The sequence below is a fragment of the Stenotrophomonas sp. FR024 genome, assembly GCF_047500745.2.
Classification (GTDB): domain Bacteria; phylum Pseudomonadota; class Gammaproteobacteria; order Xanthomonadales; family Xanthomonadaceae; genus Stenotrophomonas; species Stenotrophomonas maltophilia_A.
Genome location: NZ_JAXAXM020000021.1, coordinates 34272 through 45424, shown reverse-complemented (window position 1 = coordinate 45424; position 11153 = coordinate 34272). Strand labels below are relative to the sequence as shown.

General features: G+C 67.6%; 10 protein-coding genes. 9 read left to right on the top strand and 1 reads right to left on the bottom strand.

Features of this window, described 5'->3' with window-relative positions; translation table 11 throughout:
• Positions 1 to 109: 109 nt before the first annotated feature.
• Positions 110 to 898, bottom strand: a complete 789-nt coding sequence (locus ACMZ91_RS18695; RefSeq protein WP_049461626.1) for an NRDE family protein — start codon at positions 896 to 898, stop codon at positions 110 to 112.
• Between the two features lie 323 nt (positions 899 to 1221).
• Between ACMZ91_RS18695 and mraZ the strand changes: the two genes are divergently transcribed.
• The 9 genes from mraZ to murG are packed head-to-tail and all read left to right on the top strand — an operon-like array spanning position 1222 to position 11132.
• Positions 1222 to 1668 carry a division/cell wall cluster transcriptional repressor MraZ gene (gene mraZ, locus ACMZ91_RS18690; protein WP_004143635.1) on the top strand — a complete coding sequence of 149 codons (447 nt, stop codon included), beginning with the start codon at positions 1222 to 1224 and terminating at the stop codon, positions 1666 to 1668.
• 14 nt (positions 1669 to 1682) lie between these two features.
• Complete coding sequence (gene rsmH, locus ACMZ91_RS18685; protein WP_012510046.1) at positions 1683 to 2651, top strand: 16S rRNA (cytosine(1402)-N(4))-methyltransferase RsmH; 969 nt, start codon at positions 1683 to 1685, stop codon at positions 2649 to 2651.
• Entirely contained in the window at positions 2648 to 2911 is a 264-nt protein-coding gene (gene ftsL / locus ACMZ91_RS18680) for a cell division protein FtsL (RefSeq protein ID WP_005412242.1), read from the top strand. The genes rsmH and ftsL overlap by 4 nt, the downstream gene beginning before the upstream one ends.
• On the top strand, positions 2908 to 4752 hold the full coding sequence (locus tag ACMZ91_RS18675) for a peptidoglycan D,D-transpeptidase FtsI family protein (protein WP_049461624.1): 1845 nt from the start codon (positions 2908 to 2910) through the stop codon (positions 4750 to 4752). The genes ftsL and ACMZ91_RS18675 overlap by 4 nt, the downstream gene beginning before the upstream one ends.
• Positions 4749 to 6257 (top strand): UDP-N-acetylmuramoyl-L-alanyl-D-glutamate--2,6-diaminopimelate ligase, encoded by a 1509-nt coding sequence (locus ACMZ91_RS18670; protein ID WP_049461623.1) that lies wholly within the window; start codon positions 4749 to 4751, stop codon positions 6255 to 6257. The genes ACMZ91_RS18675 and ACMZ91_RS18670 overlap by 4 nt, the downstream gene beginning before the upstream one ends.
• On the top strand, positions 6254 to 7648 hold the full coding sequence (locus tag ACMZ91_RS18665) for a UDP-N-acetylmuramoyl-tripeptide--D-alanyl-D-alanine ligase (RefSeq protein ID WP_049461622.1): 1395 nt from the start codon (positions 6254 to 6256) through the stop codon (positions 7646 to 7648). The genes ACMZ91_RS18670 and ACMZ91_RS18665 overlap by 4 nt, the downstream gene beginning before the upstream one ends.
• Positions 7638 to 8723 (top strand): phospho-N-acetylmuramoyl-pentapeptide-transferase, encoded by a 1086-nt coding sequence (gene mraY / locus ACMZ91_RS18660; RefSeq protein ID WP_010481929.1) that lies wholly within the window; start codon positions 7638 to 7640, stop codon positions 8721 to 8723. The genes ACMZ91_RS18665 and mraY overlap by 11 nt, the downstream gene beginning before the upstream one ends.
• A 1-nt stretch (position 8724) precedes the next feature.
• A complete protein-coding gene (gene ftsW, locus ACMZ91_RS18655; RefSeq protein ID WP_049399807.1) occupies positions 8725 to 10047 on the top strand; it encodes a putative lipid II flippase FtsW in 1323 nt (440 codons plus the stop codon).
• Positions 10044 to 11132, top strand: coding sequence for an undecaprenyldiphospho-muramoylpentapeptide beta-N-acetylglucosaminyltransferase (murG, locus tag ACMZ91_RS18650; protein WP_049461621.1), 1089 nt, complete (start codon positions 10044 to 10046; stop codon positions 11130 to 11132). Before ftsW ends, murG begins: the two co-directional genes overlap by 4 nt.
• Positions 11133 to 11153: the final 21 nt, after the last annotated feature.

Below are 11153 nucleotides of genomic sequence, written 5' to 3'. Positions count from 1 at the left end.
GCGGTTGCCGGCCAGCGGCCGGCACTACCCTGCTGGAAAGAGATTCCGGCCAACGGTAGGCAATACCCCTGCTGGAGAGAGATTCCGGCCAGCGGCCGGCACGACCCGGTCAGAAAATGACGTGACTCTGTCCGTTGGCTGCGCCCTGTGGGCCAAAGCGGCGCTCGTGGATCTGGCCGTGGCCGTCGGCGTCGATCAGCAGCACGGTGCTGGCGCGGGTGCCGTAGTCGTCGCCGCGGATGAAGGCGGGGCTCAGCCAGCGCTCGCGTTCCAGGCCGATGCCGGTGTCGGGCAGGTCGCTGTCGGCGGGGCGATGTTCGTCGGCCAGGGCGGCCCAGAGCGGGGTCAGGTCCGGGGTCAGATCCTTTTCGCTTTGCGAAAGGGATCTGACCCGGTCTTCCTGCAGCCAGGCTTCAAGGGCCGCCATCAGCCGCCGGGTCTTCGGCCAGGGCGCGTCCAGCGCACCGTTGGACATGCCATGCACGCCCGGGCCCAGGCTCTGCCGCTCGGCGGGGTGGTTGCCCAGGAACTCCAGGCTGTGGCCGTCGGCCAGCAACAGGTTGAACGGCGCGTAGGCGCCGGCCACCGTTGCCAACCGGTCGATATGCACGGCGGCCGGGTCGCGGCCGCGCAGGAAGTCGGCCACCAGCGCGCCCCGTGAAGGGCCGGTCTGGGCGGCCAGCGGATCACGCACATTGGTGACCACTGCCATCCGGCCTACGGCACCGACGCCCGCCCAGCCGCCGCCGGAGCGCAGGTCGCGCCCCCCGATGACGGAGGTCTCATCTTGCCAGGCGGCCAGCGCCGCCGTCGGGCGGGCGTGGAACTCATCACGGTTGCCGGTCATCACCAGCCGCCAGCGCGGGTGGTGCATCCAGCCAAGAGCGAGCAGGCACATGGCCTCATTGTGCACGGTTTGCGCAGTCTGGCGCCGCTTCCGGCCCGTTTTGGATGAATGCGCGGCCGATGTTTCACGCGCTGTCCACAGCCCTGAACTTCCGTTCAATCTCAAAAATTGAGACGGATCAGCAACTTGTGGATAAGCCTTGAACAATTCTCTAAAGGTTGTTGCAAGCCATTGATGTGGCTGGCGATTTCCCCGCTGAAAAGTTGTTGACAACCCTTCGGCCGCTGCTAAGGTGGGCATCAGAGGGAAATCCGGGTGTTTTGTGGGTTTTCGTGGTTCAATGTTTCACCGGGCGAAGGATAGGTGCACGCGTCGTGTTCCAGGGCGAGACGGCCATCACAGTTGACGATAAAGGGCGCATGGCGGTTCCCACCGCTTACCGCGACCTCGTCGCGCGCGCCAGCAACAACCGTCTCGTGCTGACCTACAACCCGTTCGAAGCCGGCTGCCTGTGGCTGTATGCAGAGTCGGAATGGGAGCGGGTCCGCGACGACGTGATGTCCAAGCCCAACACCCAGCGCGTCGTGCGCCTGTTGCAGCAGAAGCTGGTCGGCTCGGCCGCCCATCTTGAGCTGGACGGCAACGGTCGCATCAGCATCCCCGCCAGCCACCGCGGTGCGGTGGGCATTGAGAAGAAGGCGGTATTGCTCGGTATGGGCGACAAGTTCGAATTGTGGAGCGAGCAGGCGCATCGGGCCCTGATCCAGCAGACATTGTCTGACGAGGATCTGGGTGATGGGTTGCTCGACCTGAAGTTGTGAGCCGGGGTGCCCGGATGCGCCCAGAAGCGCAGGCCGGTCACCTTCCGGTGTCGCAGTCGCCGGCGGTGCACCTGCCGGTCCTGTACACCCAGGTCCTTGAAGGCCTGAGGGTGATCGAAAACGGACGTTATCTGGATGGCACGTTCGGTCGTGGCGGTCATGCACGTGGCGTGCTCACCCAGCTCGGTCCCGAGGGGCGCCTGCTGGTCATGGACAAGGATCCGGAAGCCATCGCCGTAGCCGAGCGCGATTTCGCGCCGGACCCGCGCGTGTCCATCTTCCGTGGCAGCTTCGCCCAGCTGCTGCAGTGGGATGCGACGGCTGAAGGCCTGGACGGCGTGCTGTTCGACCTGGGCGTGTCGTCGCCGCAGCTGGACGTGGCCGAGCGTGGCTTCAGCTTCGGCAAGGACGGCCCGCTGGACATGCGCATGGACCCGGACAGCGGTGAAAGCGCCGCGCAGTGGATCAACCGCGTCGAAGATCGCGAGATTGCCGACGTGCTGTGGACCTACGGCGAAGAGCGTCAGAGCCGCCGTATCGCCCGTGCCATCGTGGCCCGCCGCGAGAAACAGCCGTTCTCCCGCACCGCCGAACTGGCTGAGCTGATCGCCTCGGTGATGCCGCGCGGCAAGGACAAGATCCACCCGGCCACGCGCAGCTTCCAGGCCATCCGCATCCACATCAACCGCGAGCTGGCCGATCTGGAAGCCGGGCTCGATGCGGCCGTGGAACGGCTCAAGCCCGGCGGCCGCCTGGCGATCATCAGCTTCCACTCGCTGGAAGATCGAATCGTCAAGCAGTACATGAACCGCCTGGCCAAGGCGCCGCCGGCCAACCGCCGCCTGCCCGAGGCGGAGGTGTTCGTGCCGACCCTGGATCTGATCGGTGGCGCCATCAAGGCCACCGACGAAGAACTGGCGGCCAACCCGCGTGCCCGCAGCGCCGTGCTGCGCGTGGCCCAGAAGCGGGAGGCCGATGCATGAGCCGGCTGCTGCTGATCATCCTGTTGGCCTCGACCGTGGCCTCGGCGATCGGCGTCGTGTTCGTGCGTCACCGTCACCGGCAGACGTTCATCGAGCTGTCGCGCGCTGAGCGCAAGCGCGATGACATCAATCTGGAATTCGGCCGCCTGCAGCTGGAACAGGCCACCCTGGCCGAAGCCAACCGTGTGGATCGCATCGCCCGCGAGAAGCTCGGCATGAAGTTCCCCGAGGCCGCCGACATCGTGGTGGTGCGCCCATGAGCAAGACCGGCCGCAACCGCCCGCGCAACGCCTTCAACCTGCGCCAGCGCCTGCGTTGGGTTGCCCTGGCGCTCGGCCTGTGCTCGGTGTCGCTGGTCGGCCGCGCGGCCTACGTGCAGATCATCAACAGCGATTTCTACCAGCGCCAGGGCGAAGCCCGCTACCTGCGCGAGCTGCCGATCAAGACCTCGCGCGGCATGATCACCGACCGCAACGGCGAGCCGCTGGCGGTGTCGACCCCGGTCGCTTCGATCTGGGTCAACCCGCAGGACCTGCTGCGTTCGCCCGAGCGGATTCCTGAGCTGGCTCAGGCGGTCGGCATGTCGGTGGATGAGCTGAGCAGCCGCCTGTCGCAGAAGTCGGACAAGGAATTCATGTACCTGCGCCGCCGGATCAATCCGGACGAGGCAGAGAAGGTGGTCGCGCTGAAGATTCCGGGCGTGGCCGCGCAGCGCGAGTTCCGCCGCTTCTACCCGCAGGGTGAGGCGATGGCGCACGTGCTGGGCTTCACCAACATCGACGACCGCGGCCAGGAAGGCCTGGAGCTGGCGTTCGACGAATGGCTGCGCGGCAAGGCCGGTGCCAAGCGGGTGATCCGCAACCGCAAGGGCGAGACCGTCGAAAGCGATCTGCTGCGCGCCGCCGAACCGGGCAAGGACCTGACCCTCAGCATCGACCGCCGCATCCAGTACCTGGCGTTCAAGGAACTGCGCAACGCGCTGGTGGCCAACAAGGCGGCCGGCGGTTCGATGGTGATCATGGACGTGACCACCGGCGAGATCCTGGCCATGGTCAACCTGCCGACCTACAACCCGAATTCGCTGACCGGCGCGCTGCCCGATGCGCGCCGTAACCGTGCAGTGACCGACCTGGTCGAGCCGGGTTCGACGATGAAGCCGTTGACCATTGCCACTGCGCTGCAGGCCGGTGCGGTGACCAAGGACACCATCATCGATACCAACCCGGGTTACATGACCCTGGGCCGCTTCACCATCCGCGACGTGCCGCGCAACAACGGCGTGCTGAACGTGACCGGCGTGATCACCCGCAGTTCGAACGTGGGCGCGGCCAAGGTCGCGGCAAAGATGCCGGACCAGGTGTTCTACGACGGCGTGCGCCGCTTCGGCTACGGCTCGGTGCCGCACAGCGGTTTCCCGGGTGAATCCGGCGGCGTCGTGCTGCGCCCGGCGCGCTGGTCAGGCACCACCAAGACCACCATGTCCTACGGCTACGGCCTGAACGTCACCCCTCTGCAGATCGCTACTGCCTATTCGGCGTTGGCCAATGGTGGCAGGTTGATCGCGCCGACCTTCGTCAAGGGCCAGCGCAACGAAGGCCAGCAGATCATCGACGAGAACGTCGCCAAGCAGGTGGTGGCGATGATGGAAACCGTGGTCACCCAGGGCGGCGCCAAGCAGGCGGCGGTGCTGGGCTACCGCGTGGCCGGCAAGACCGGTACCGCGCGCAAGGCCGGCCCCGGCGGTTACGAGCGCGGCCATTACAACGCGCTGTTCGCTGGCGTGGTGCCGGCCACCAATCCGCGCTTCGCCACCGTCATCGTCATCAACGACCCGCAGGCCGGCAAGTTCTATGGCGGCCTGGTGTCGGCGCCGGTCTACCACAACGTGATGGAAGGCACCCTGCGCCTGATGGACGTGCCGCTGGACGACCTGCAGTCGTGGCTGGCCGCACAGCAGTCCGGCAAGGTCGGCCATTCGGCCTCGATCCTGCCCGCGCCGCCGGCCGAGGCCGCGCTGCCGGTGGATGCCGCCGCTGAATTCGACGCTGCGCTGCCCAGCGCGCAAGCCCAGACGCCGCCCGCTACGGGAGGCACGCAATGAGTCCTTCGATGTTGCTTTCGCAGTTGCTTCCGGATGTGGCCCTGGCGGGCCACGATCCCGTTTTGACCGGCCTGGTGCTGGACAGCCGCGCCGTGCGCCCCGGCAATGCCTTCGTCGCCATCGCCGGTTTCGGCGCGCATGGCCTGGGCTTTGTCGAGCAGGCCCGTGCGGCCGGCGCTGGCGCCATCCTGTTCGAACCGCCGGCACCGGTCGAACTGCCGGCACCGGCCGATGCGATTGCGGTGCCGGGCCTGCGCGCGCGCATGGGTGCGATGGCCGACCAGTTCCATGGCGCACCGTCGCGGGCGATGGCGATGGTGGGCGTGACCGGCACCAACGGCAAGACCTCCACCGTGCAGCTGCTGGCCCAGGCCTGGCACCTGCTCGGAACGCCCAGTGGCAGTATCGGCACGTTGGGCGCCGGACTTTACGGTGCAGTTGAGCCGACCGGCTTCACTACGCCGCTGGTGCTGCAGATGCATGCGTTGCTGGCGCAGCTGCGTGATGCCGGTGCGCGCGCGGTGGCGATGGAAGTCAGCTCGCATGCGCTGGACCAGGGCCGCGTGGATGCGGTGCACTACGACGTGGCGGTATTCACCAACCTCACCCGCGATCATCTGGACTACCACGGCGACATGGCCAGCTACGGCGCGGCCAAGGCACGGCTGTTCCATCGCCCGGGACTGAAGGCCGCGGTGATCAATCTTGACGACGCGTTCGGTCGCCAGCTGTTCGCCGGCCTCCCGGCGGGCGTGCAACCGATCGGCCTGAGCTCGCGCGGTGCCACCGATGCCAGCGTGCGCGCCGAGGCGCTGCAGCTGGACGGCCGTGGCATTGCCTTCGAACTGGTCATCGACGGCCAGCGCGCGGCGGTGCAGTCGCCGCTGCTGGGCCGCTTCAACGTGGACAACCTGCTGGCCGTGGCCGGCACCCTGCACGCGCAGGGTCAGCCGCTGCCGCGCATTGCCGAGGTGTTGTCGGCGCTGCAGCCGATCCGTGGCCGCATGAACCGCCTGGGCGGCGAAGACGGCCTGCCGACCGTGGTGGTCGATTACGCACATACCCCGGACGCACTGGAACAGGCGCTGGACAGCCTGCACGGCCACCTGCAGGGCACGCTGTTCTGCGTGTTCGGCTGCGGTGGCGAGCGTGATACCGGCAAGCGCCCGCAGATGGCTGCGATCGCCGAGCGCCTGGCCAACCAGGTCATCGTTACCGACGACAACCCGCGTGGCGAAGACGGCGACGTGATCGTGGCCGACATCCTGGCCGGCTTCCAGAACGCCGATGCCGTGACCGTGCAGCGCAGCCGCGCGCGTGCGATCGGCCTGGCGGTGAAGCGTGCCGGTGCCGGCGACATCATCCTGATCGCTGGCAAGGGCCACGAGCCGTACCAGGAGGTGAATGGCGTGCGCCATGACTTCGACGACACCGAAGTGGCCGCCGCTGCGTTGGCAGCCAAGGCCGGTGTGCTCAGCGCGCAGGCCGGGGAGGGCATCGCATGAAGCGCACTCTGCTTTCGCTGATCGCACACTGGGCCGGCGGCGAGATCCACGGCGACGACGTGGCCATCGATGCGGTCAGCAATGACACCCGCAGCCTCGGCCCGGGCAGCCTGTATGTGGCGCTGCGCGGCGAGCGTTTCGATGGCCATGACTTTGCCGCCGACGCGCAGGCGCGCGGTGCCAGCGCGCTGCTGGTCGAGCGCCTGCTGCCGATCGAACTGCCGCAGGTGCTGGTGGCCGACAGCGAACTGGCGCTGGCGAAGATCGCCACCGGCATGCAGCGCGACCGCGATACCGAGGTGTTCGCGATCACCGGCAGCAACGGCAAGACCAGCGTGAAGAGCCTGCTGCTGTCGATCCTGCAGCAGGTGGCCCGTCATGCGCACAAGGTGGTCTACGCCAACCCGGGCAACCGCAACAACGAGATCGGCCTGCCGCTGGCAGTGATCGATGCCCCGGAAGATGCCGACTACGCTGTCTACGAGATGGGCGCGGGCAAGCCGGGTGACATCGCCTACCTGACCGACATCGCCCGCCCGCGCTATGCGCTGGTCAACAACATCGCCCCGGCGCACCTGGAACGCATGGGCAGCCTGCTCGGCGTGGCAGTGACCAAGGGCGCGATCTATGCCGCGCTGCCGGCCGATGGCGTGGCGGTGATCAACGTCGACGATGCCTACGGCCGCTGGTTCGAACAGCACTTCGTCGGCACCCCGCCGCGCTGCCGCGTACTGCGCTATGGCCTGGAGCACACCGCGGACATCACCGCGCGCGACATCCGCGCCGGCGCGCAGGGCAGCCAGTTCACCCTGGTCGCACCGGGCGGCGAAGCCCGCGTGGTGCTGGGCCTGCCGGGTCGCCACAACGTCAGCAATGCGCTGGCCGCTGCCAGCCTGGCGCTGGCCGCCGGTGTCGATCTGGCGCTGATCGCGGCCGGCCTGGCCGAAGCACAGCCGGTACCGGGCCGCCAGATCGCCCATCAGCTGCGCAACGGCGCGGTGCTGGTGGACGACAGCTACAACGCCAACCCCGGTTCGCTGGCCGCGGCCATCGACGCCCTGGCCGCCGCGCCGGAAGAGGGTTGGCTGGTGCTGGGCGACATGCGCGAGCTGGGTCCGGACGCCGAAGCGCTGCACGCGCAGGCAGGGCTCCGCGCGCGCGCTGCTGGCCTCAAGCGCCTGTATGCGCTGGGCCCGCTCAGCGCCGCTGCCGCCACCGCCTTCGGTGAAGGCGGCCGTCATTTCGCCACCCATGACGCGCTGTCGCAGGCGCTGAAGGACGAGCTGCACGCCGGCGTGCGCTGCCTGGTCAAGGGTTCCCGTGGCAGCGCCATGGACACGATTGTCAAAGCGCTGCTGGCGCAAGGAGAGGAATCCCCGCATGTTGTATGAACTGGCTCGATGGTTGCAGCAGTTGGAGAGCCTGTTCGGGCTGTTCAACTACCAGACGTTCCGCGCCATCCTTGCCGCGCTGACGGCCCTGTTCCTGTCGCTGTGGCTCGGCCCGGCGATGATCCGCAAGCTTGCCCAGTTCAAGGGCGGCCAGCCGATCCGCAAGGACGGTCCGCAGACCCATTTCTCCAAGGCCGGTACGCCGACCATGGGCGGTTCGCTGATCCTGCTCACCATCACCCTGTCGGTGCTGATGTGGGCCGACCTGCGCAACCGCTACGTGTGGCTGGTGCTGGCGGTGATGCTGTGCTTCGGCGCCATCGGCTGGTATGACGACTGGATCAAGATCGTCCGCCGCGACCCGAACGGCCTGAAGTCGCGCTGGAAGTACCTGCTGCAGTCGATCTTCGGCCTGGCCGCGGGCCTGTTCCTGTTCTACACGGCCGACGTGCCGGCGGCGCTGACCTTCTACATCCCGATGTTCAAGTCGATCGCGCTGCCGCTGGCCGGCATCGGATTCGTGGCCATCGCCTACTTCTGGATCGTCGGCTTCTCCAACGCGGTGAACCTCACCGACGGCCTGGACGGCCTGGCGATCATGCCGACCGTGCTGGTGGCCTGCGCACTGGGCGTGTTCGCCTACGCCTCGGGCAACGTGGTGTTTGCCAACTACCTGCAGATCCCGCAGATCCCGGGCGCCGGCGAGCTGGTCATCATCTGCGCGGCCATCGCCGGTGCGGGCCTGGGGTTCCTGTGGTTCAACACCTATCCGGCCATGGTGTTCATGGGCGACATCGGCGCGCTGGCGCTGGGTGCGGTGCTGGGTACGATCGCAGTGATCACCCGCCAGGAGCTGGTGCTGGTGATCATGGGCGGCGTGTTCGTCATCGAAACGCTGTCGGTGATGATCCAGGTCGCCTCGTTCAAGCTGACCGGCAAGCGCGTGTTCCGCATGGCACCGATCCACCATCACTTCGAACTGAAGGGCTGGCCGGAGCCGCGCGTGATCGTGCGCTTCTGGATCATCTCGGTCGTGCTCGTGCTGATCGGCCTGGCCACGTTGAAGGTGCGCTGAGATGAACGACCTGTCCCGCCAGGCAACACGCCTTGAGGCCATCGAAGGCAGCTACGACAAGTGGCTGCTGGGCGCGATCATCGCGCTCACGGGCATCGGCGTGGTGATGGTGGCGTCCAGCTCGATCGCTCTGATGAGCAGCCCGTTCTACTACCTCAACCGCCACCTGATCTTCCTGGCGGTGGGTATCGTGCTGGCGGTCGTAGCCGCCCGCACTGAACTGAAGTCCATCGAGCAGTACAACCAGATGCTGCTGCTGGGCTGCTTCGTGCTGCTGCTGGCGGTGTTCGCACCGGGCCTGGGCAGCACGGTCAACGGCGCACGCCGCTGGATCAATCTGGGCATCTCCAAGTTCCAGACGGTGGAAGCGGTGAAGGTGCTCTATATCGTCTGGCTGTCCAGCTACCTGGTGCGCTTCCGCGACGAGGTCAACGCGACCTGGCCGGCGATGCTCAAGCCACTGGGCGTGGCCGGTGCGCTGGTGCTGTTGCTGCTGCTGCAGCCGGACTTCGGTTCCTCGACCCTGCTGCTGGCGATCACCGCCGGCATGCTGGTGCTGGGCGGTGTGAACATGCCGCGCATGTCGATGCCGGTGATCATCGGCCTGGTCGGCATGAGCGCGCTGGCGATCATCGAGCCGTACCGCATGCGCCGCATTACCTCCTTCCTCGACCCGTGGGCCGACCAGCAGGGCGACGGCTACCAGCTGTCCAACGCGCTGATGGCCGTGGGCCGCGGCGAGTGGACCGGCGTTGGCCTGGGCAACTCGGTGCAGAAGCTGTACTACCTGCCGGAAGCACATACCGACTTCATCTTCTCGGTCACCGCGGAGGAGTTCGGCTTCCTCGGCACCTGCGTGATCGTGGCCCTGTACGCGCTGCTGGTCGGCCGCACGTTCTGGCTGGGCATGCGCTGCGTGGAAATGAAGCGCCACTTCTCCGGCTACATCGCCTTCGGCATCGGCCTGTGGATCAGCATGCAGACCTTCGTTTCGATCGGCGTGAATCTGGGTATCCTGCCGACCAAGGGTCTGACCCTGCCGCTGATCTCCTCCGGCGGTTCGTCGGTGCTGATGACCTGCGTGGCGATGGGCCTGCTGTTGCGCGTCTCCTATGAGCTCAAGCGCGCCGAGCGTCGCCAGGCCGTGCGCATCGGCGGTGGCGACGAGGCCGTGGCCGATGCACCCGTGGACGCGCCGGCCGCACCGGCTGCGGCCAGCGTGCCGATGAGCGCCGAGCCGACGGCTGCCGCTGCAGCGAACGCCGCACGCGGTACCAGCCGCCTGCAGTCGCGCATCGAACCGACCTTCGGGAGGCTGTCATGAGCGCAGCCACCGATAACGTGCGCCCGGTGATGATCCTGGCCGGTGGCACCGGCGGTCACATCTTCCCCGGCCTGGCCGTGGCCCGCGTGCTGCGCGCGCGCGGCGTACCGGTCACCTGGATGGGCGCCGATGGTGCGATGGAAACCCGCCTGGTGCCGCAGCACGACATTCCGATCGACACGCTGGCCATCACCGGCCTGCGCGGCAAAGGCAAGCTGGCCCTGCTGGGCGCGCCGTGGCGGCTGATGCGCGCGCTGCGTGCCGCCGGCATGATCATCCGCAAGCGCCAGCCGCGTGCGGTGGTCGCCTTCGGTGGTTTCGCGTCCGGCCCGGGGGGCATGGCCACACGCCTGCACGGCCTGCCGCTGCTGGTGCACGAACAGAATCGCGCTCCCGGCATGACCAATCGCATCCTGTCGCGCTATGCGCGCCGGCTGCTGACCGGCTTCCCGGGCACCTTCGCCAAGGGCGAAGAGTTCGTCGGCAACCCGGTACGTGCGGAGATCGCCGCCATCGCACCGCCGGAACAGCGTTTCGCTGACCGCCAGGGTCCGCTGCGCGTGCTGGTGGTCGGTGGCAGCCAGGGCGCGCGTGCGCTCAACACCGGCGTGCCGCAGGCGATTGCTGCGCTGGGCACGAGTGTGCCGGTGCAGGTTCGCCACCAGAGCGGCGAAAAGCTGCATGCCGAAGCGGTCGAGGCATATGCCAAGGCCGGCGTGCAGGCTGAAATCACGCCGTTCATCGCCGACATGGCCGAGGCCTTTGCCTGGGCCGATCTGGTGGTGTGCCGTGCGGGCGCTTCGACGCTGGCCGAGCTGTGTGCGGTGGGTGTCGGCAGCGTGCTGGTGCCTTTCCCCGCTGCCGTCGACGATCACCAGACCCGCAATGCGGAGTACCTGGTCGAACGCGGCGCGGCGGTTTTGCTGAAGCAGGACGGAACGCTGGCCGACGGCATTGCCGCACTGCTGCGCGATCTGTCCGAAAATCCCGCCCGCCGCATGCAGATGGCGCAAGCCGCGCGTGCCCTGGCCAAGGTCGATGCCGCCGAGCGCATCGCCGATATCATTCTTGAGGAAGCTGTATGAAGAAGGCATGCCACCGCGCCT

Coding starts and splice junctions, on each gene's coding strand:
- ACMZ91_RS18695 (WP_049461626.1), bottom strand. CDS start 898: ATGTGCCTGCTCGCTCTTGGCTGGATGCACCACCCGCGCTGGCGGCTG.
- rsmH (WP_012510046.1), top strand. CDS start 1,683: ATGCGCCCAGAAGCGCAGGCCGGTCACCTTCCGGTGTCGCAGTCGCCG.
- ftsL (WP_005412242.1), top strand. CDS start 2,648: ATGAGCCGGCTGCTGCTGATCATCCTGTTGGCCTCGACCGTGGCCTCG.
- ACMZ91_RS18675 (WP_049461624.1), top strand. CDS start 2,908: ATGAGCAAGACCGGCCGCAACCGCCCGCGCAACGCCTTCAACCTGCGC.
- ACMZ91_RS18670 (WP_049461623.1), top strand. CDS start 4,749: ATGAGTCCTTCGATGTTGCTTTCGCAGTTGCTTCCGGATGTGGCCCTG.
- ACMZ91_RS18665 (WP_049461622.1), top strand. CDS start 6,254: ATGAAGCGCACTCTGCTTTCGCTGATCGCACACTGGGCCGGCGGCGAG.
- mraY (WP_010481929.1), top strand. CDS start 7,638: ATGTTGTATGAACTGGCTCGATGGTTGCAGCAGTTGGAGAGCCTGTTC.
- ftsW (WP_049399807.1), top strand. CDS start 8,725: ATGAACGACCTGTCCCGCCAGGCAACACGCCTTGAGGCCATCGAAGGC.
- murG (WP_049461621.1), top strand. CDS start 10,044: ATGAGCGCAGCCACCGATAACGTGCGCCCGGTGATGATCCTGGCCGGT.